We start from the raw sequence: 21,118 nt of genomic DNA, 5'->3' as shown, positions 1-21,118 counted from the left end.
GGGCTTTTTGTTGGGCAGATCACTCTATGGGCAGAAGCTCAGCCGCTGCCTGACCTCTCAGCCGCATACCCTCTCGAACCCCGCCCGGATCTTCTCCTCCGGCAATTCATCGGCAATGAACACGATCACGCTCTCGCGTTTTTCGCCTTCGGCCCACTCGGTGTCCCAGTCAAAGCCGTACAGCTTGAGCACGCCCTGAAACACCATCTTGCGCGGTTCGTATTCGATGTTGAGCACGCCCTTGTAACGCAGCAGTTGCTTGCCATGGTCTTCCAGCAGTTCGTTCATGAACTCGCTGAGGCGGTCCAGGTTCAGCGGTTTTTCACTGCGCAGGACCAGGCTGCTGATGCGGTCAGCGGAATTGCCGGTCGGGGCCAGTGGGCGCAGGATCATGCCGCCGCCGAGGTCGGCGTTGAGGTTGAAGCCGCGTACGTCGAGCAGTTCGGCGAGGTCGATCCTGCCGTGCTCGACGATACGGATCGGCGCGCGGCGGTTGATGCGGGTCAGGCGCGCGCTCAGGGCATCGAAGGCTGCATCGTCGACCAGATCACGCTTGCTGACCAGCAACCGGTCGGCAAAGCCGATCTGCGCCTGGGCGATGGTTTGCGCCAGGTGAGTATCGGCGTGCGCGGCGTCGACCAGGGTGATGATGCCGTCGAGGATGTAACGCTCGCGCAGCTCTTCATCGATGAAAAAGGTCTGCGCGACCGGCGCGGGATCGGCCAGCCCGGTGCATTCGATCACCAGCCGGTCGAACACGATCTCGCCGCTGTCAAGACGCTCCAGCAGCAGGTAGAGCGCCTTGGTCAGGTCAGTGTGGATGGTGCAGCACACGCAACCGTTGGACAGGGTCATGATCTGCACGGGATCCGTGCCGAGCAACTGGCTGTCGATGCCTGCATCGCTGAATTCGTTTTCGATCACGGCGATTTTCAGGCCGTGTTCGGCCTTGAGCAGGTGGCGCAGCAAGGTGGTCTTGCCGGCGCCCAGAAAGCCGGTCAGCACGGTCACGGGGATGGGTTGCAACTCAGTCATAAGGCTCCTGGCGTGAGGCATTCAGCTGAAATGAAAACGCGCCACAGGTGATGGCCTGCGGCGCGTCGGATCAAACAATAACGCAGATCAGCGGATCAACAGCATTTCGGACCGGCCTTGCCGCCGTAACGGGCCTCTTGCCGCTCCCGAAAGAACTGCTCATAGGTCATCACCGGCTTGTCCGGGTGGGTGTTCTGCATGTGCTCTACGTAAGTGTCGTAGTCCGGCATGCCCACCATCAGGCGCGCGGCCTGACCGAGGTATTTGCCGAGGCGACTCAGGTCATTGAACATGGGCAAATCCTCTATGGGTAAGCATGGTCACACCTGCGACGCTGGCGGCATGGCCTGAAACGGAGCTTCCTTGTCGGTGCGCTCCTTGGTGCTCCAGGCCGCTCGGCCGACTTTAATGGCGTAGAACAGGATGCTGAACACCACGAACAGGAACAGCACGGTCAGCCCGGCGTTGGTGTAAGCGTTGAAGATCACATGCTGCATCTGATCCATGGTCTTGGCCGGGGCCAGAATCTGACCGGCATCGGCCGCCGCGCTGTATTTCTTGGCCAGGGCCAGGAAACCTACCGCAGGGTTGGCATCGAACAGCTTGATCAAGCCAGCCGTCACGGTGCAGATCAGCAGCCAGGTGGCAGGCAGCACGGTCACCCAGACATAGCGCTGGCGCTTCATCTTGATCAGCACCACGCTGGCGAGCATCAGGGCGATACCGGCGAGCATCTGGTTGGAGATACCGAACAGTGGCCACAAGGTATTGATGCCACCCAGCGGATCGATTACACCCTGATACAGCAGATAGCCCCACAGCGCTACGCAACCGCCGGTGCCGATGGCGTTGGCCGTCCACGACTCGGTGCGCTTCAAGGCCGGGACGAAGCTGCCCAGCAGGTCCTGCAGCATGAAGCGTCCGGCACGTGTACCGGCGTCGACGGCGGTCAGAATGAACAGCGCCTCGAACAGAATCGCAAAGTGGTACCAGAACGCCATGGTGTTTTCACCCGGCAGCACCTGATGGAGGATCTGCGCGATACCGACGGCCAGCGTCGGAGCACCGCCGGCACGGGCCAGCACGGTGTTTTCACCGATGTCTTTCGCAACAGCGGTCAGTTGCTCCGGCGTGATGGCAAAGCCCCAGCTGGACACGGTCTGCGCCACTGTTACCACGTCACTGCCGACCACCGCAGCAGGGCTGTTCATGGCGAAGTACACACCCGGCTCGATCACCGAAGCGGCAACCATTGCCATGATGGCCACGAAGGATTCCATCAGCATGCCGCCGTAACCGATGTAGCGGGCGTTCTTTTCGTTATCCAGCAGCTTGGGCGTCGTGCCCGACGAGATCAGTGCGTGGAAACCCGATACCGCACCGCAGGCAATGGTGATGAACAGGAACGGGAACAATGCGCCCTTCCAGACCGGGCCTGTGCCGTTGGTGAACTGGGTCAGGGCCGGCATTTTCAGCTCGGGCGCCAGAATCAGGATGCCGATTGCCAGCGCCAGAATGGTGCCGATTTTCAGGAAGGTCGACAGGTAGTCACGTGGCGCAAGCAGCAGCCAGACCGGCAGCATGGCCGCGACAAAACCGTAGCCGACCAGCATCCAGGTGATCTGCACACCGGTGAACGTGAACATCGGACCCCAGGTCGGATCCGCCGCGACCATGCCGCCGACCCAGATCGAACCGAGCAACAGAATGACGCCGACGATGGAGATCTCACCAATGCGTCCCGGACGGATGTAGCGCATATAAATGCCCATGAACATCGCGATCGGGATCGTCGCCATGACCGTGAACATGCCCCAAGGGCTCTCGGCCAGGGCCTTGACCACGATCAGCGCCAGCACCGCAAGGATGATGATCATGATCAGGAAACAGCCGAACAGCGCGATGGTGCCGGGAATACGGCCCATTTCCTCGCGCACCATGTCGCCCAGCGAGCGACCGTTACGGCGTGTGGAAAGGAACAGGATCATGAAGTCCTGCACCGCACCGGCCAGCACCACGCCGGCAATCAGCCAGAGCGTACCGGGTAGATAGCCCATTTGCGCTGCCAGTACCGGGCCGACCAGCGGGCCTGCGCCGGCGATGGCTGCAAAGTGGTGACCGAAGAGGATGTGTTTGTTGGTCGGCACATAGTCCAGACCGTCGTTGTTGACCACTGCCGGTGTCGCACGCAGCGGATCGAGCTGCATGACGTGAGTGGCGATGAAAAGACTGTAGTAACGATAGGCAACCAGGTAGATAGCTACCGCAGCGACCACTATCCACAAGGCGTTGATCGCCTCTCCGCGACGCAAGGCCACGACCCCAAGGGCACATGCCCCGACAATGGCGATGATGAGCCAGGGAACATGGCGCATCAGACTATTATTATTTTTCATTTTTTTTATTCCAGCAGAGTTGACTAGAAGGCAAGCCATGCGAGTTTAGCGCCGGATCAGCGAAAGACCACCCCCAACCAAGGTCTAGGTCGAAATTTGATCAATTGCGGCAGATACCCGGCATAGAGGGCTGGAATGGCCTCGACAGATGGCGTCCCGATCACAAAACCGTGATGCGGAACTGTTCTGCAATTGCTTTACGGTCTATCGTGCATGGACAACAGAATCGATCAGATAACGACCTGCACGCTGACTCCGGCGGCGGTCAACAAGAGAGTTCATTCGATGACCGACTCACCTGCAGATCGCCGTCGTTTCAAACGCATTGCCTTTGATGCCAAGACCGATCTGAAGCAAGGCGACAAAAGCTGGAAAGTGCAACTGGTCGACCTGTCCCTCAAAGGGCTGCTGATCGAACGGCCTGATCCGTGGAACGGTGATCAGACGCAGCCCTTTGAAGTCGACATCATTCTAAGCAACGATGCCCATGTGAAAATGGATGTCGAAATCACTCATGACAACAAACGGCAACTGGGATGCGTTTGCCGGCACATAGGGCTGGACTCGATCAGCCACCTGAGGCGGCTGGTCGAATTGAACCTCGGAGACCCCGAGGAACTGGATCGGGAACTGGCAGCCTTGATCGAACTGCAGGAATAATCCTCAGGGCGAGGTTACTCGAACAGCGCATCCAGGGCCTGTTCCAGTCGCGTAACGGCAATGATCTGCAAACCGGGCGGCGCCTCCTTAGGCGCATTGCCCTTGGGCACGATGGCGCGTTTGAAGCCGTGCTTGGCGGCCTCCTTGAGGCGCTCCTGCCCACTGGGCACCGGCCTGACTTCACCCGACAGCCCCACCTCACCGAACACCAGCAAGTCATGCGGTAGCGGACGATTGCGCAGGCTGGACATTACGGCTGCCATCAAGGCCAGGTCGGATGCGGTTTCCAGCACCTTCACCCCACCTACCACGTTGAGAAACACGTCCTGGTCGTGAGTGGGAATGCCGCCGTGGCGGTGCAGAACAGCCAGCAGCATGGCCAGACGATTCTGATCCAGACCCAGCGTCACGCGGCGCGGGTTGGACATGTGACTGTCGTCCACCAGCGCCTGCACCTCCACCAGCATCGGCCGCGTGCCTTCCCAGGTCGCCATGACCACACTGCCCGGCACTTCTTCCTGCGCACGGGTAAGAAAGATCGCAGACGGATTGGAGACTTCCTTCAGGCCCTTGTCGGTCATGCCGAACACGCCCAGCTCGTTGACCGCGCCAAAGCGGTTCTTCACCGCCCGCAGCAGGCGCAGGCGCCCGTCCGACTCGCCCTCGAAATACAACACGGTGTCGACCATGTGCTCAAGCACGCGCGGACCGGCCAAGGCGCCTTCCTTGGTGACGTGACCGACCAGGAAGATCGCCGTGCCGCTCTGCTTGGCGTAACGCACCAGCAAGGCAGCGCTTTCGCGAACCTGCGACACGCCGCCGGGGGCCGACTGCAACTGTTCGGTGAAAATCGTCTGGATCGAATCGATCACCATCACCTTGGGCTTCTCGACCTTGGCGGTGGCAATGATGGTCTCGATGCAGGTTTCGGTCATGACCCGCAGCTTGTCCTGCGGCAGTCCCAGACGACGGGCACGCATGGCGACCTGCTGCTGGGATTCCTCACCGGTGACGTACAACGCGGGCATGCGCTGGGCAATGTTGCACAGCGTCTGCAAGAGGATCGTGGACTTGCCGATGCCGGGGTCACCGCCGATCAGCACCACCGAACCATCAACCAGACCGCCGCCGAGCACCCTGTCCAGCTCGGTGGAGTTGGTGGAGAAGCGCGGAATCTCTTCGACACTGACCTCCGCCAGGGTCCTGATCTGCGCCTGGGAACCGGTCCAGCCGGTACGCCCGGTAGGCGGCGCGGCGGCACCGCTTTCAATCATGGTTTCGACCAGTGTGTTCCAGGCACCGCATTCGCTGCACTGGCCCGCCCACTTGGGAAATGTCGCGCCGCACTCGGTGCAGCCGTACAAGCGTTTGGCCTTGGCCATGACAACCCCAGTCGTTAGAAAACGCCCATGATAACGCAGGTTGCAACACCTGCCAGTCGCAGGGCGACGACTGCTTTTGAAAACCGGATAAAACTTACGCGGACGACTCCGGTCGATTGAAAGTGGCACGGGCGGCAGCAGTACGTCTGGGCTACACTCATCCGGATCAAATTTATCTGCTACAAGGAATTACCCCATGAGCGTGCTTAAGGAATTCAAGGCATTCGCGGTCAAAGGCAACGTAGTTGATATGGCCGTCGGTATTATCATCGGCGCGGCATTCGGCAAGATCGTTTCTTCGTTCGTCGGCGATGTCATCATGCCGCCGCTGGGCCTGTTGATTGGCGGCGTCGACTTCAGTGACCTGGCGGTCACCCTGCGCCCCGCGCAAGGGACCGCACCTGCGGTACTGCTGGCTTACGGCAAGTTCATCCAGACCGTTATCGACTTCATCATCGTCGCGTTCGCGATCTTCATGGGCGTCAAGGCCATCAACCGCCTGAAACGCGAAGAAGCCAAAGCGCCTACCCTGCCGCCAACGCCCACCAAGCAGGAAATCCTGCTGAGCGAAATCCGCGACCTGCTCAAGGAGCAGAGCAAACCGGCAGCGCCCATTACCGTGGATCCTGCGCGTACGCCTTGATTGAGTAAGGCCTGCACCTGCAGGCCATCGCCCCCACGCAGCGCCTTTCAACCGCGATGTCACTAATGACGCAAATTGCGACGTAAGTGACGGCTGCGTCCTGGCGCTGATCCGCCTGACAAAGAAAAGCCGCTGTGTGACGCGGAGCGTCATGAACTGCATTCCCACGCGGAGCGTGAGGAACGATAGTTATGTGACTATCGTGCCAATGCTCGGCACGATAGCCATAGCCAGCTGCCAGCCATCACCAATACGTTTCCACCGCCACTTGCCCCGGCTTGCGTGACAGGCTCAAGCGCATCTCGCGCTGCTTGAGAATCGCCCGAGTGTCATCGATCATCTGCGGATTGCCACACAACATCACCCGCGAATGCTCCGGCGTGAGGGCAATACCGGCAGCGCGCTCCAGCTCTCCGTTTTCGATCAACTGCGTGATACGCCCATTCAATGCACCCGGATGCTGCTCGCGGGTCACCGTAGGCAAAAACAGAAACTTGTCCGCGTATTCAGCCAGGTACTCACGCTGCATCAGTTCGGCAATCAATTGCTGATAGGCCAGCTCGCGCGACTCACGAACGCTGTACACCAGAATCACCCGCTCGAACTTCTCCCAGACCTCGAAATCCTGAAGGATCGACAGAAACGGTGCGACCCCAGTGCCTGTGGATAACAGCCAGAGATCGCGACCGTCAATGAAACGATCCAGAGTCAGATAACCAAACGCCTGCTTTTCCACCAACAGACTGTCGCCCTCCCGCAAGCGGCTCAACTCGCTGGTGAATTCGCCATCCGGCACCACGATGGAAAAAAACTCCAGAAACTCATCGTGCGGAGAAGAAACCATCGAATAGGCACGCCATACCACCGTGCCGTCGGCCTTGGTCACCCCGAGACGCGCAAACTGTCCGGCACGAAAGCGAAAACCGGGATCACGCGTGGTACGCAGGGTGAACAGGTTCGCGGTCAGCGGCGTGACACGCTGCAGTGTCTGTCGGGTGAATTTGTCGTCACTGACGGTCATGGTGCGCTTTGAACTCCTGAATATGGAAAGCAGCGCCCAGTGTCCCGCAAAGCAGGCTCGATAAACACCGGCTGTTTGTGATGGATTACCCGGCAACGGGCTCTGCAGCTTAGAGTATTTGGTTCTTGGATCAGCCCTTGCAGGGTCGAACATCCACAGAGCCGATTACCCCGACCCTTCTCGCGCGAGGGTTTCAGCCGACAGCCCCAGAACACGCTGCCAAGTGCCATCAGCCCATCCGTCCGGCTGATCCGCGCCACCACGGACTGTCATGTATTTGTCCCTAAACTGGATAAACACCCAGCAAGGTCTGTACACGTACTGCAAGGAGGCTACATGAACACGATGGACATAAATTTCTCACAGCCCTCGCCAGCAAAAAACCTGACTCAGAGAGAAATCGAAGTCCTCAAATGGTCCGCTGAAGGCAAAACAGCTGGCGACATCGCAATGATCCTCTGCCTGAAGGAGCGCACCATTCACTTCCACATTGCCAGCGCCATTCAAAAAATGGGCGTTTGCAACAAGACGGCTGCCGCCGTACAAGCCGCACTCAGCGGGATGTTCTGACAAAACGGGCAATCACCGCGTAATCAGACAGGTATCGAAACGAAAAAATACGTAAAATCGTCTGTCTCAGCGAGCCCACCTGTCATCGGGCTCACTGACATACCTTCGATTGCACAGAGTTTTCCCGCCAATGCCCCTGCTCATCAGTCCCTTCGCTGAACTTGATCTCATTCGCCAACCCGAGCAACAGGATGAGCCCCTGCAGGCCTTCGATGCCGCTGACGAGTACCTGCTCAATCATGTTGCAGAAGCAGGGCTGAGCCTGCAAAGCCGGGTTCTGGTGCTCAATGACAGTTTCGGCGCGTTGGCGGCAAGTCTCGCGCCACATGCCACGGTGATCAGCAGCACCGACTCGTTTCTGGCGGCGCAGGGGCTGGAAAAAAATCTGGCACGCAACGGCATGAGCTACGACGCAGTACCGCACATACCGGCCAGCGAAGCGTTGCAGGGGCCATTCGACTGGGTGCTGATCCGGGTGCCCAAGACCCTGGCGCTGCTCGAAGAGCAACTGATACGCCTGCAAGGTCAACTGGCCCCCGGCGCTCGGGTCATCGCTGCGGCAATGGTCAAGCATTTGCCGCGCTCGGCGGGCGACTTGCTGGAGGAATATGTCGGACCGGTACAGGCCTCGCTGGCAGTGAAAAAAGCCAGATTGCTGTTCGCCACGCCACAGCCCATGGAAGTGCGCACCTCGCCCTACCCGACGCGCTACCGGCTGGATGATCCGGCCATCGAACTGCTCAACCATGCCAATGTGTTCTGCCGCGACGGGCTGGACATCGGCACCCGCGCCTTCCTGCCGCATCTGCCGAAAAACCTTGGTACGGCAAGGGTCGCAGACCTGGGTTGCGGTAACGGCGTGCTGGCCATTGCCAGCGCGCTGGACAACCCGCAGGCGCACTACACGCTGGTCGACGAGTCGTTCATGGCCGTGCAATCGGCAGCCGAGAACTGGCAAGCGACGCTGGGGGATCGCGACGTACAGCTTCGCGCAGGCGACGGTCTGGAGATGCAGGAGCCTGACTCGCTGGATGTGGTGCTGTGCAACCCGCCCTTCCACCAGCAGCAAGTGGTTGGCGACTTTCTTGCCTGGCGGATGTTTCTTCAGGCCCGGGCCGCTCTGGTGACCGGCGGGGCGCTGTATATCGTCGGCAATCGCCACCTGGGTTATCACACCAAGCTGTCGCGCCTGTTCCGCGGCGTCGAGCAAGTCGCCGCCACGCCGAAATTCGTGATTCTGAAAGCCCGCAAGTAACCCAGGCCCACGGCAAAAAAAAAGACCCCCTTGCCACGCGAGTGGCAAGAGGGTCGCAAAACGTGTCCGGAGGACACGAACGGGAATTCAGTATCAGTGTGTCGTCAGGCCCGCTGCACTCATGAACATGCGCATCAGGCTGGCCACGATGAACAGCGCAAATACGCTGCCCGCCCAGATTCCGACCAGCCAGGCCAGTCGTTGCCAGAGCGGCTTGCTCAGTGCCGGATCAGGATCGTGCATGGAATGCTTACCAGACATCGTCATTCTCCTCGGTTCGGACTAGTGATAACCGTCTGCAGCCGTCACCTTGCCGCGGAACACGTAGTAGCTCCAGAAGGTGTAGCCCAGGATGAACGGAATGATGAACAGCGTGCCCACCAGCATGAAGCCCTGGCTCTGCGGCGGTGCGGCGGCTGCCCAGATCGATACCGAAGGCGGAATGATGTTCGGCCACAGGCTGATCCCCAGACCGCTGTAGCCCAGAAAAATCAGCAACAGGGTCAGCAGAAACGGCGTGTAGTGAGCATTGCGGGCCACCGCCTTGAACAGACCGTACATGGTCACCAGCACCAGAATGGGTACCGGCATGAACCAGAACAGGTTGGGCGTGCTGAACCAGCGATGCGCGATATCAGCATGAGCCAGCGGCGTCCACAGGCTGACCACGGCCATGACCGCGAGCACTGCAAGGGCCAGCGGACGTGCCAGATCATGCATCGCCTTCTGCAGCGAGCCTTCGGTTTTCATGATCAGCCAGGTGCAGCCCAGCAGCGCATAGGCAACGATCAAGGCCAGCCCGCAGAACATCGGGAACGGCGAGAGCCAGTCCAGCGAGCCTCCGGCAAACTGGCGATCGACCACCGGAATGCCTTCAATGTAGGCGCCCAGTGCCACGCCTTGGAAGAAGGTCGCAGCCAGCGAGCCGCCAATGAACGCCTTGTCCCACCAGTGGCGCTTCAGCTCGGTCGCCTTGAAGCGGAACTCGAATGCCACGCCACGGAAGATCAGGCCCATGAGCATGAACATCAGCGGCAGGTACAGCGCAGACAGGACCACCGAGTAGGCCAGCGGGAAAGCACCGAACAATGCCGCACCGCCCAGCACCAGCCAGGTTTCGTTGCCGTCCCAGACCGGCGCGACGGTGTTCATCATCACGTCGCGGTCGGAGCTGTCCTTCATGAACGGGAAGAGAATCCCGATACCCAGATCGAAGCCGTCCATCACCACGTACATCATGATGCCGAAGACGATGATGACGGCCCAGATCAGCGGAAGATCGATACCCATGGCTTAAATCCCCTTGCCGAGCGGGTCAAGATTGCCGCCATCTTCTTCGCCTTCAACAGCGGCGGAGAGCGGACGGGCCGGTGTGCGTTGCTGGCCGGGACCACCGTGAGGCACATGTTCGATGTAGGCTTTCGGCCCTTTGCGAACCAGACGCATCATGTAGCCAAGACCTGTACCGAAGAGCACGAAGTAGACGACCACGAACAGCACCAGGGTGATGCTCATCTGCGCCACGCTGTGCCCGGACGACGCATCCGCGGTACGCATCAGGCCGTACACGACCCACGGCTGACGACCGATTTCGGTGGTGAACCAGCCGGCGAGAATCGCGATCAGGCCAGACGGCCCCATCCACAACGCCAGGTACAGGAACGGACGCGAGTTATACAGCGTGCCGCGCTTGCGCAGCCACAGGCTCCACAGGCCGGTGAAGATCATCAGCATGCCGAGGGCGACCATGACCCGGAACGACCAGAACACGATTGTCGAGTTAGGGCGATCCTCAGGCTTGAACTCCTTGAGCGCCGGCACCTGCTTGTCGAGACTGTGAGTCAGGATCAGGCTGCCCAGGTACGGAATTTCCACCGCGAACTTGGTCCGCTCTTCCTTCATGTCGGGAATGCCGAACAGGATCAGCGGGGTCGGTTCGTCACCGACGTTCTCCCAGTGACCTTCGATGGCCGCGATCTTCGCAGGCTGATGCTTGAGCGTATTCAGACCGTGGAAGTCACCGACGACAGCCTGGACAGGCGCCACCAGCAGGGCCATCCACATGGCCATCGAGAGCATCTTGCGTACCGCAGGTGTGTCACGGCCCCGCAACAGGTGCCAGGCAGCCGAAGAACCGACGAAGAACGCCGTCGCCACGAATGCGGCAATCGCCATGTGCGTCAGGCGATAAGGGAACGACGGGTTGAAGACCACGGCGAACCAGTCAGTGGGAATGACCCGACCGTCAATGATCTCGAACCCTTGCGGCGTCTGCATCCAGCTGTTGGACGACAGAATCCAGAAGGTGGAGATCAGCGTGCCGATGGCGACCATTACCGTGGAGAAGAAGTGCAGGTTGCGGCCGACACGATTCCAGCCGAACAGCATGACGCCGAGGAAGCCCGCTTCGAGGAAGAACGCGGTCAGCACCTCGTAGGTCAGCAACGGGCCGGTCACAGCACCTGCGAAGTCGGAGAAGCGGCTCCAGTTGGTGCCGAACTGGTAGGCCATGACGAGCCCGGAAACCACGCCCATGCCGAAGTTGACAGCAAAAATCTTCGACCAGAAGTGGTACAGGTCACGGTAGACGTCATCGCGGGTCTTCAGCCACAGGCCTTCGAGCACAGCCAGGTAACTTGCCAGACCAATAGTGATGGCAGGAAACAGGATGTGAAACGAAATCGTGAATGCGAACTGGATCCGGGCGAGATCTATAGCCTCTAAACCGAACATAGGATGTTCCTCTCTCAGATGAAACCTGCTGCCGGCCGCAAGCCAACAGCGATTGCCCCCACGGTAATGAGTGCTTATGTTTCTTTATTCTGGCGTTTCCAATGGCGAAAACGCTGGTCGATGCACCGATCATTGCCTGAACGCAATGATGCAGATCAATCGACCATCAAAGAGTAGTCCTGTTCAGCCATTAAAGTCGTGTGGTCTATTGTCGCGTGGCGGGTTGTCTCACCTGCACAGCGCTTGCAGATGCGGAGTCCTTCCGGGCACCTATCGTTCCTCACACTCCGCGTGGGAATGCCGTTCGTGACGCTCCGCGTCACACCTGCGCCGCACTGCCTGCGCAGGAGGATGTAGAGCGTCACGCACTGCATGCCAATGCAGAGCATTGGCATGATAGGCCGTTGGATTTGCGGTCGCTGTTACAACAGCTTATCCAACGTGATCGGAAACTCGCGGATCCGCTTGCCGGTGGCGTGATAGATCGCGTTGGCGATCGCTGCCGGGACGCCTACGATGCCGATTTCACCGACGCCCTTGGAGCCCAGCGCGTTGACGATATCGTCGTGTTCTTCGACAAACAGCACGTCGATGTCGCCGATGTCAGCGTTCACCGGGATGTGGTACTCGGCCAGGCTGTGGTTCATCGGACGGCCCAGGTCGTGGTCAAGCATCGCCTCTTCCTGAAGCGCCATGCCCATGCCCCAGACAACGCCACCCAGAATCTGGCTGCGCGCCATTTTCGGGTTCACGACCCTGCCCGCTGCCACGGCACTGACCACACGATTGACCTTGATAGTGCCCAGATCCTCGTCAACCAACACTTCGACGAACACCGCCGAGTGCGTCGCTGCCGCATAGGCTTCGCGCTTCTTGTCCGGCTCGGAGTCGACTTGCACCTCGATGACACCGTGAGCCTGAGACGCTGCCAGTTCAGCCATCGATAGCGCCTGATCGCCTATGTGCAGCTTGCCCGCTTCGAAGCGAACCTGATCCGGCGTCACGGAAGCGAATTGTGGATGCTGCCCCTTGGCAACTTCCAGTACCTGACGCTGCAAAGCCTGACAGGCCTGTTGCACCGCAGTACCGACTGAAGAAACCGTGAACGAGCCACCCTGCAACGGCGCAGTCGGCAATGAAGAATCACCCAGCAGGAAGCTGACGTTATCCACTTCGATACCCGACGATTCTGCAGCGATCTGCGTCATGACGGTATAAGTGCCGGTGCCGATGTCGGTGGTAGCACTACTGACCACCAGCTTGCCGTCACCTTGCAGACGCGCCTTGGCGCTGGCCTTCATCTGCATGGCCTCCCAGACACCGCCGGCCATGCCCCAGCCGACCAGTTGACGGCCCTGGCGCATGCTGCGTGGCTCAGGGTTACGGCTGGACCAGCCAAAGCGTTCGGCACCCTGGGCGTAGCATTCGCGCAATTCCTTGCTCGAATACGGCTTGTCTTCGTTACCGTTGCGCTCGGCGTAGTTGGTCAGACGCAGGCGCACCGGGTCGATGGCCAAGGCGTAAGCCAGCTCGTCCATGGCGCATTCCAGGCCAATCATGCCCAGGGCAGCACCTGGCGCACGCATGTCGAGCGGCGTGAACACATCCAGCGGCACCAGCTTATAGGTCAACTTCACGTTGTCGCAGTGATAGAGCATGCCGCTCCATTCCACCACGTGTTCGCTGAAATCTTCGAAGCGCGAAGTCTGCCCGATGGCCTCATGACCGACCGCCAGCAAACGGCCGTTGGCAGCCGCACCCAGACGCAGACGCTGAATGGTGCGCGGGCGATAACCGAAGGTGAACATTTGCTGCCGGGTCAGCGTCAGGCGCACGGAACGCTTGAGGTGCAATGCAGCCATCACCGCCAGCGGCAACTGATATTGCGGGCGCAGGCCGGAGCCGAAGGCACCACCGACAAAGGCGGCCAGCACACGGATCTTGTCCTTTTCCAGGCCAAAGACCTTGTGCAGGTAGTCCTGACAGTTTTGCGTACCCTGCGTCTTGTCGTGAATCTGCAAGCTGCCGTCGGCCTGATACAGGACGGTCGACGCGTGCGGCTCCATTGGGTTGTGGTATTCGCTGGGCGTGCTGTATGTCACGTCCACACTCAGCGCAGAGCTGGCCAGTTCACCCTCAAAGTTGCCACGCGGCGGCGGCAATTCGGCAGGCGCGTCATAAGCGGTGTCGAGCATGGCCTGCAGATCGGTCTGGTGCTCCTGCTGCTCGTATTCGATACGCACCAACGAGCCCGCATGCCGCGCCAGCTCCAGCGTATCGGCAACGACCAGCGCGAGCGGTTGGCCGCTGTACATCACGTTGTCGTTGTAGAAAGGACGAAACGGCGACCCGTCAGCCGAATCGGCGTCCTCATAGTTTTCGTCGTAGCTGGCCAGCGAAGGACGATTGGTGTGGTCAATGACCGCGACCACACCCGGCACCTTCATTGCCTCGCTCGTATCGATGCTGGCGACGCGCCCGTTGGCGATGGTGCTGGAGACCACGCTGCCGTACAGCAACCCTTCTTCAGGGTATTCACCGGCGTAACGTGCGCCACCGGTCACTTTCAATCGGCCGTCGACGCGGTCCACAGGCTTGCCCATTGGCGAAAATGGCTGGTTCATTGGGCGCTCCCTCCTGTTGCGGCATCGCTCAAGGCACGAATGATCGCGCGGCGGGCCAGTCTGACCTTGAAACCGTTGTGCTCCAGAGGCTGAGCATCTTCCAGCATGGCGTCTGCGGCAGCGGCGAAGTTCTCGCGGGTGACCGGCTTGCCGATCAGCAGCGCTTCGACCGCCTTGTCGCGCCATGGCTTGTGCGCGACACCGCCCAACGCCAGACGCACGTCGCGAATCACCTCGCCGTCCAGTTCGATGGCGGCAGCCACCGATATCAGGGCAAACGCGTAGGACGCACGGTCGCGGATTTTCAGATAAGCGTTGTGGCTGACAAAGCCGTTTGCAGGCAGCTCGACAGCAATGATCAACTCATCGTCGGCCAACTGATTGTCACGCTGCGGCGCATCACCCGGCAGGCGGTGGAAATCCGCGAACTCGATGGTGCGACGACCGGCACGTCCCTGGACATGCACCACCGCTTCCAGCGCAGCCAGGGCCACGCACATGTCGGAAGGGTGAGTCGCGACGCAATCTTCGCTGGCACCGAGAATCGCGTGAATGCGATTCACGCCGGTGCGCGCCGGGCAGCCGCTGCCCGGTTCGCGCTTGTTGCACGGCACGCCGGTGTCATAGAAGTAATAGCAGCGGGTGCGTTGCAGCAGGTTGCCGCCAGTGCTGGCCATGTTGCGCAACTGCGGCGACGCACCGGCCAACACCGCTTTGCTCAGCAGCGGGTAACGCGCTTCGATCAACGGGTGATAGGCCAGGTCGGCGTTGCTGACCAACGCACCGATCATCAGACCGCCCGAGGCGGTTTCAGTGACATCCCTTAAAGGCAGGCCGGTGATGTCGATCAGGTGCTCGGGCGTGGCGACGTTTTCTTTCATCAGGTCGAGCAGGTTGGTGCCGCCCGCAATGAAGCGCGTGGCCGGGCCGCTCAGGTTGACCGCTGCGGTGATGTCGGTCGGCTTGCTGTAGGTAAACGGATTCATGCGTTCACCTCCGGCTTCGGCGCCGCATTGTGGAACTGTGGCAACGCCTCTTCGACGGCGGCGAGAATATTGCTGTAGGCACCGCAGCGGCACAGGTTACCGCTCATCAGTTCCTGAATCTCGGCACGCGTGCTGGCGCGACCTTCATTGGCAAGCCCGACAGCCGAGCAGATCTGCCCGGGCGTGCAGTAGCCGCACTGGAACGCATCGTTCTTGATGAACGCCTGCTGCATGGGGTGCAACTGGTCGCCATCGGCCAGGCCTTCAATGGTGGTCAGCTCGGCGCCGTCACACATGATCGCCAGCGTCAGGCAGGCATTGATGCGCGTGCCGTCGCGCAGTACGGTACATGCACCGCACTGGCCGTGGTCGCAGCCTTTCTTGGTGCCGACCAGATCGAGCTGATCGCGCAGCAGGTCAAGCAAGGTGGTCCAGGGCAGCACATCCAGTTGGCGGAGCTGTCCGTTCAGGGTCAGAGAAATCGCGTGGGTGGCGAAGTCCTGGGGGTTCGGGGTCGTTGCACTCATGGAAACCTCACGGTAGGCGGTCGCTTAGCGCACTTTTTATGCGTCTTAAGGGGTGGGACTTCGCGAGGTTTGCAACGTTCAGGCTTTCTTGATGAGCGTACTTGTCATCGAAAGGCCGTCATCCACAGGCAGCCATCCCGCCAAGCTGCTGGTATGATGCGCGGCTTTTTCCGAGCCGCAAAAATCAAACGGGCTGCCCTGCAGTCTGTGCTTTGCTGCTGGAGTCGATCATTCACGACGCGCGCCGCGTCACGGAGAGCCAGACATGCTGGAAAGGCTGTTTCAACTCAAGGCACACAACACCAACGTGCGGACCGAGATTCTTGCGGGCGTCACGACTTTCCTGGCGATGGCTTACATCCTGTTCGTCAACCCGAGCATCCTCGGCGAAACCGGCATGGACAAGGGCGCCGTGTTCGTCGCCACCTGCCTGGCAGCGGCCATCGGCTCGACGGTCATGGGCCTGATCGCCAACTACCCGATCGCCCTGGCACCGGGCATGGGTTTGAACGCATTCTTTACCTACACCGTGGTCCTGCACATGGGTCACAGCTGGCAGGTGGCGCTGGGCGCGGTGTTCATTTCAGCGGTGATGTTCTTCATCCTGTCGATCTTCCGGATCCGTGAATGGATCATCAACAGCATTCCCCTGCCCCTGCGCTCGGCGATTGCAGCCGGTATCGGCCTGTTTCTGGCGCTGATCGCCCTGCGTAACGCCGGTATCGTGGTCAGCAACCCGGCGACCATGGTCGGCATGGGCGATCTCAAACAGCCAGCCCCGGTACTGGCGACGCTGGGATTCTTTTTGATCGTGGCCCTGGATTACCTCAAAGTGCGCGGCGCCGTGCTGATCGGCATCCTCGCGGTCACCCTGGTGTCCATCGCCCTGGGCTTTTCGCCGTTTGGCGGTGTGGTGTCGATGCCGCCTTCGCTGGCACCCACGTTCATGCAACTGGACATCATGGGTGCGCTGGACGTCGGTCTGGTCAGCATCATCTTCGCCTTCCTGTTCGTCGATATCTTCGACAACTCCGGCACCCTCATCGGCGTGGCCAAACGCGCCGGGCTGATGGGCAAGGACGGGCACATGCCGAAGATGGGCCGTGCGCTGATCGCCGACAGTACTGCCGCAATGGCCGGCTCCCTGCTGGGCACCTCGACCACCACCAGCTACATCGAGTCGGCTGCAGGCGTAAGTGCGGGTGGCCGCACAGGTCTGACCGCCGTAGTGGTCGCCGTGCTGTTCCTGCTGGCGCTGTTCTTCGCCCCGCTGGCCGGCAGCGTGCCGGCCTTCGCGACCGCACCCGCGCTGCTGTTCGTCGCCGTATTGATGGCGTCCGGCATGGCGGAAATCGACTGGGATGACATCACAGTCGCAGCGCCAGTAGTCATCACTGCCCTGGCCATGCCATTCACCTACTCCATTGCCAACGGCATCGCCTTTGGCTTCATTTCCTGGACCGCGATCAAACTGCTGTCGGGACGCTGGCGCGAGCTGAATTCAGCGCTGGTGATCCTGTCGATCCTGTTCGTGATCAAGCTGGGCTGGTTCAACGCATGAGTGTTCCCTTCGACCCTGCGAGCTACGACCGTCAGCTCGAAGAAAAAACCGTCCGCCTGCGCGAGTTACTGGCGCCGTTCGATGCACCCGAGCCGCAGGTGTTCGACTCGCCACGCGAACACTATCGGCTGCGCGCCGAGTTCCGCCTGTGGCGCGAAGACCAGAAGCGCTACTACGCGATGTTCGCGCCGGGCGACAACAGGACGCCGATCCTGCTCGAAGGCCTGCCGATCGCCAGCGAGCGTATCAACGCGCTGATGCCGGTGCTGCGCGAACGCTGGGAAGCCAGCCCGACGTTGAACCACAAGCTGTTTCAGGTGGACTTTCTGACCACGCTGGCAGGCGACGCGATGATTACCCTGTGTTATCACCGCCCGCTGGACGCCGAATGGCAGGCCGCAGCCGAGCAATTGGCTGCCGAACTGGACGTCAGCCTGATTGGCCGCTCCAAGGGTCAGAAGCTGGTCATCGGTCATGATTACGTGACCGAGAAGCTCGACGTGGCTGGCCGTACGTTCAGCTACCGGCAACCGGAAGGCGCTTTCACTCAGCCCAACGGCACGGTGAACGGCAAGATGCTCAACTGGGCCTTCGACGCGCTGGGCGAGCGGCAGGACGACCTGCTGGAGCTGTATTGCGGCAATGGCAACTTCACCCTGCCGCTGGCCACCCGCGTGCGCAAGGTGCTGGCGACCGAAATCAGCAAGACCTCGGTCAACGCGGCGCTGAGCAACCTGGATGACAACGGCGTGGACAACGTCACGCTGGTGCGCCTGTCAGCCGAAGAACTGACCGAAGCCCTGAATGAAGTGCGCCCGTTCCGTCGTCTGCACGGCGTGGACTTGAAGAGCTACGATTTCGGCAGCGTGTTCGTCGACCCGCCCCGCGCCGGCATGGACCCGGACACCTGCGAACTGACCCGGCGCTTCGAACGCATTCTGTACATTTCCTGCAACCCGGAAACCCTGGCCGCCAACATCGCCCAACTGCACGACACCCACCGGGTCGAGCGCTGCGCGCTGTTCGATCAGTTTCCGTACACCCACCACATGGAATCGGGCGTGCTGCTGGTTCGCCGTTGAAGCTCCCCGGACGCCACTATCGTGCGACGCTCCGCGTCTTCTTGCGACGCAGAGCGTCGTGAACTGCATTCCCACGCAGGAGCGTGAGGAACGATAATCTCACTATCGTGCGGCGCTCTGCGTCGCATGCCGTTCCGGACGCTCCGCGTCCTATCCTGTACATGCGACGCGGCGCAGATTCTTTCATACCCGTCACGGCGAAACTGTCAGAATATTTATTAGCTTCCTATCGATACGCTGGGGTATAAACCAAAAACCTGAATCAGCTGCTTCGATGGGATCCTTTTTCTTGAGCTCCGAGTCTTCCGCGCCTTCTGCCCCGGTCAAGTTGTCCAGCCAGCCCGGTTTCGTCAGTTTTATCCTCTCGCGTCTGATGGCGGTGTTTGCCATGCAGATTCAGGCGGTGGTCGTTGCCTGGCAGGTGTATGACATGACCCGCGAGCCGATGGCGCTGGCGTATGTGGGCCTTGCTCAGTTCATTCCCATGTTGCTGCTGTTGATGCCTGCCGGGGATCTGATCGACCGCTACAACCGCAAGATCATCCTGATGCTCAGCTGGGGGGTGCAGGCGATTTGTGGCGTCATTCTGCTGGTGTTCTCGGCGCTGAAGCTGCAAGACCTGCGGCTGATCTACGGCGCGCTGATGCTGTATGGCTGCGCCCGCGCCTTTACCGGTCCGGCGCTGCAAAGCCTGTTGCCGCAGATTGTCCCGCGCGACCAGCTGCCCTCGGCCATTGCCACCAACAGCGTGATCATGCGCTGCTCGACCGTCGGTGGCCCGCTGATCGGTGGCTATCTGTACTGGCTGGGCGGCGCAGAGCTGACGTATTCGGTCTGCGTCGCAGCCTTCATTGCCGGCATCCTGTTTCTGTCCCCCGTGGCAACGCCCTTTGCCGGTAAACCGGTGGAACTGGGCTCCAGCGCCTGGGGCCGGTTCACCGCAGGTATCGCCTTCATTCGCTCGCGGCCAATCATCCTTGGCACCATTTCGCTGGACCTGTTCGCCGTGCTGCTCGGCGGCGTGGTGGCGCTGCTGCCGATCTACGCCCATGAAGTGCTGCACCTCGGACCGCAAGGGCTGGGCATGCTGCGGGCGTCGATGAGCCTGGGAGAACTGGGCGTGGGCATTTACCTGAGCATGCGCCCGCTGCAGCGCAACGTCGGCATGACCATGTTTCTCGCCGTCGGCCTGTTCGGCGTAGCGAATCTGGTGTTTGCACTGTCGACGCTGTTCTGGCTGTCATGCCTGGCCCTGCTGATCGCGGGCGCGGCGGACATGGTCAGCGTGTTCATTCGTTCGGCGCTGGTGCAGTTCTCGACGCCGGACAACATGCGCGGCCGGGTCAATGCCGTGAACATGCTGTTTATTGGCTCCTCCAACGAGCTGGGCGAGTTCCGCGCAGGCACCAGTGCCTCGCTGGTCGGCGCAATCCCTGCCGCAATCATGGGTGGCGTCTGCACGCTGGGCGTGGTCGGTGCCTGGATGACGGGCTTCAAATCGTTGCGCCAGGTCGACCGTTTTGCCGACGCCTCGCCGCCGGACGTGCTCAACGCGCAGACCGTCAAACAGGCCTGACAGCGGCGGATTTCAGCAAAACACAGCCACGGTACAGCTTGCGCGAACCAATCAGCCCCGGCGCACCTCTATACCCTCGCATTCTGCACACGACGCTGGCCGGAACACGCCGGACTGGCGTATTCGCGTATCAGCAGCGACACTCATTGCACGAAAAGAAGAGGGATCCGACATGCTCTGGAAAAAAGGCCGACGCAGCGACAACGTAGTCGATGCGCGCGATGGCGGCAGCAGTGGTGGCGGCGGTGGCATGCGCATCGGCGGCAAGGGCCTGGGTCTGGGCGGCATCGTCATCATCGTCGCCATCGGCCTGCTCACCGGTCAGGACCCGATGCAGATTCTCGGGCAACTGACCGGGCAAGTAACCGAGCAAAGCGCTCCACCCAGCGCGCAGACGCGTGAAGCGCCGCCGGCCAACGACCAGCAAGCCGAATTCGTGCGCAGCATCCTTGGCGATACCGAGGACACCTGGCGTGCCGTGTTCGCCCAGAATGGTCGCGAATACAAGGACCCTACGCTGGTGCTGTTCAGCGGCCAGGTGAACTCGGCCTGCGGTCGCGCGACCTCGGCAACCGGTCCGTTCTATTGCCCGGCTGACCAGCAGGTCTATCTGGACATGGACTTCTTCCGTGAAATGGCCCAGCGCTTTTCCGCCGCTGGCGACTTCGCTCAGGCTTACGTGATCGCTCACGAAGTCGGGCACCATGTGCAGACCCTGCTGGGCATTTCCGCCAAGGTCGACAAGGCTCGCCAGGCCGGGCAGAAAATGGAAGGTGCCAACGGTTTACTGGTCCGCCAGGAGCTGCAGGCGGACTGCTTTGCCGGTGTTTGGGCGTACAACGCACAAAATCGTTTGAACTGGCTCGAGCCGGGTGATATTGAAGAAGCATTGAACGCGGCCAACGCTATCGGCGATGATCGCTTGCAACAGCAAAGCAGTGGTCGAGTCGCTCCGGACTCCTTCACTCACGGCACGTCTGCACAGCGTGTACGCTGGTTCAAGGCAGGCTTTGCCCAAGGTCAAATCAATCAATGCGATACGTTCGCCGCCAAGAGTCTCTGAGCAC

At 60.6% G+C, this 21,118-nt stretch carries 19 protein-coding genes; 8 read left to right on the top strand and 11 right to left on the bottom strand.

Translation table 11 applies throughout. The annotated features are described in order from the left end of the window. Positions 1-57: 57 nt before the first annotated feature. From yjiA to BT119_RS16430, 3 genes are all read right to left on the bottom strand, one after another. Positions 58-1,035 carry a GTPase gene (gene yjiA / locus BT119_RS16440; RefSeq protein WP_003368700.1) on the bottom strand — a complete coding sequence of 326 codons (978 nt, stop codon included), beginning with the start codon at positions 1,033-1,035 and terminating at the stop codon, positions 58-60. A 95-nt stretch (positions 1,036-1,130) separates the two neighbouring features. Continuing rightward, positions 1,131-1,328 (bottom strand): YbdD/YjiX family protein, encoded by a 198-nt coding sequence (locus BT119_RS16435; protein ID WP_003313802.1) that lies wholly within the window; start codon positions 1,326-1,328, stop codon positions 1,131-1,133. 27 nt (positions 1,329-1,355) lie between these two features. Then, positions 1,356-3,431: a carbon starvation CstA family protein gene (locus BT119_RS16430; RefSeq protein ID WP_072366361.1), complete on the bottom strand. Its 2,076-nt coding sequence runs from the start codon at positions 3,429-3,431 to the stop codon at positions 1,356-1,358. A 285-nt stretch (positions 3,432-3,716) separates the two neighbouring features. Here BT119_RS16430 and BT119_RS16425 point away from each other — a divergent pair, with 285 nt between their 5' ends. Then, a complete protein-coding gene (locus tag BT119_RS16425) occupies positions 3,717-4,091 on the top strand; it encodes a PilZ domain-containing protein (protein ID WP_003368702.1) in 375 nt (124 codons plus the stop codon). Between the two features lie 14 nt (positions 4,092-4,105). On the opposite strand, the gene radA is transcribed toward BT119_RS16425, so the two are convergent. Continuing rightward, positions 4,106-5,473, bottom strand: a complete 1,368-nt coding sequence (radA, locus tag BT119_RS16420) for a DNA repair protein RadA (RefSeq protein ID WP_002555235.1) — start codon at positions 5,471-5,473, stop codon at positions 4,106-4,108. Positions 5,474-5,669: 196 nt separating this feature from the next. Here radA and mscL point away from each other — a divergent pair, with 196 nt between their 5' ends. After that, the gene (gene mscL, locus BT119_RS16415; protein ID WP_003368707.1) at positions 5,670-6,116 is read left to right on the top strand and encodes a large-conductance mechanosensitive channel protein MscL; all 447 of its coding nucleotides are present in this window, start codon (positions 5,670-5,672) and stop codon (positions 6,114-6,116) included. Positions 6,117-6,360: 244 nt separating this feature from the next. Here mscL and BT119_RS16405 read toward each other — a convergent pair whose 3' ends face one another. Further along, entirely contained in the window at positions 6,361-7,137 is a 777-nt protein-coding gene (locus BT119_RS16405; RefSeq protein ID WP_003368708.1) for a ferredoxin--NADP reductase, read from the bottom strand. Between the two features lie 336 nt (positions 7,138-7,473). Here BT119_RS16405 and BT119_RS16400 point away from each other — a divergent pair, with 336 nt between their 5' ends. Next, complete coding sequence (locus BT119_RS16400) at positions 7,474-7,707, top strand: helix-turn-helix domain-containing protein (protein WP_003340758.1); 234 nt, start codon at positions 7,474-7,476, stop codon at positions 7,705-7,707. A gap of 130 nt (positions 7,708-7,837) precedes the next feature. Beyond that, entirely contained in the window at positions 7,838-8,962 is a 1,125-nt protein-coding gene (locus BT119_RS16395) for a methyltransferase (RefSeq protein ID WP_003431638.1), read from the top strand. A 93-nt stretch (positions 8,963-9,055) separates the two neighbouring features. Here BT119_RS16395 and BT119_RS16390 read toward each other — a convergent pair whose 3' ends face one another. The 6 genes from BT119_RS16390 to BT119_RS16365 form a co-directional block, all read right to left on the bottom strand. Beyond that, positions 9,056-9,223, bottom strand: coding sequence for a DUF2474 domain-containing protein (locus tag BT119_RS16390; protein WP_003368712.1), 168 nt, complete (start codon positions 9,221-9,223; stop codon positions 9,056-9,058). 21 nt (positions 9,224-9,244) lie between these two features. Further along, positions 9,245-10,252 carry a cytochrome d ubiquinol oxidase subunit II gene (gene cydB / locus BT119_RS16385; RefSeq protein WP_003368713.1) on the bottom strand — a complete coding sequence of 336 codons (1,008 nt, stop codon included), beginning with the start codon at positions 10,250-10,252 and terminating at the stop codon, positions 9,245-9,247. A gap of 3 nt (positions 10,253-10,255) precedes the next feature. After that, complete coding sequence (locus BT119_RS16380) at positions 10,256-11,695, bottom strand: cytochrome ubiquinol oxidase subunit I (protein ID WP_072366359.1); 1,440 nt, start codon at positions 11,693-11,695, stop codon at positions 10,256-10,258. A 422-nt stretch (positions 11,696-12,117) separates the two neighbouring features. Next, positions 12,118-14,319: a xanthine dehydrogenase family protein molybdopterin-binding subunit gene (locus BT119_RS16375; protein WP_072366357.1), complete on the bottom strand. Its 2,202-nt coding sequence runs from the start codon at positions 14,317-14,319 to the stop codon at positions 12,118-12,120. After that, positions 14,316-15,305 (bottom strand): FAD binding domain-containing protein, encoded by a 990-nt coding sequence (locus BT119_RS16370; RefSeq protein WP_044309423.1) that lies wholly within the window; start codon positions 15,303-15,305, stop codon positions 14,316-14,318. The genes BT119_RS16375 and BT119_RS16370 overlap by 4 nt, the downstream gene beginning before the upstream one ends. Beyond that, complete coding sequence (locus tag BT119_RS16365) at positions 15,302-15,832, bottom strand: (2Fe-2S)-binding protein (protein WP_003368718.1); 531 nt, start codon at positions 15,830-15,832, stop codon at positions 15,302-15,304. Before BT119_RS16365 ends, BT119_RS16370 begins: the two co-directional genes overlap by 4 nt. A gap of 265 nt (positions 15,833-16,097) precedes the next feature. Here BT119_RS16365 and BT119_RS16360 point away from each other — a divergent pair, with 265 nt between their 5' ends. The 4 genes from BT119_RS16360 (at position 16,098) to BT119_RS16345 (ending at position 21,114) form a co-directional block, all read left to right on the top strand. Beyond that, positions 16,098-17,393, top strand: coding sequence for an NCS2 family permease (locus BT119_RS16360; protein WP_003368719.1), 1,296 nt, complete (start codon positions 16,098-16,100; stop codon positions 17,391-17,393). Beyond that, on the top strand, positions 17,390-18,475 hold the full coding sequence (trmA, locus tag BT119_RS16355; protein WP_003399943.1) for a tRNA (uridine(54)-C5)-methyltransferase TrmA: 1,086 nt from the start codon (positions 17,390-17,392) through the stop codon (positions 18,473-18,475). Before BT119_RS16360 ends, trmA begins: the two co-directional genes overlap by 4 nt. A gap of 289 nt (positions 18,476-18,764) precedes the next feature. Continuing rightward, entirely contained in the window at positions 18,765-20,051 is a 1,287-nt protein-coding gene (locus BT119_RS16350; protein WP_032609214.1) for an MFS transporter, read from the top strand. Between the two features lie 172 nt (positions 20,052-20,223). Beyond that, complete coding sequence (locus BT119_RS16345) at positions 20,224-21,114, top strand: KPN_02809 family neutral zinc metallopeptidase (protein ID WP_003368722.1); 891 nt, start codon at positions 20,224-20,226, stop codon at positions 21,112-21,114. Positions 21,115-21,118 lie beyond the last annotated feature (4 nt).

The organism is Pseudomonas sp. NFACC10-1, assembly GCF_900119195.1.
GTDB lineage: Bacteria > Pseudomonadota > Gammaproteobacteria > Pseudomonadales > Pseudomonadaceae > Aquipseudomonas > Aquipseudomonas cerasi.
This window is presented reverse-complemented; position numbering and strand designations above follow the sequence as displayed.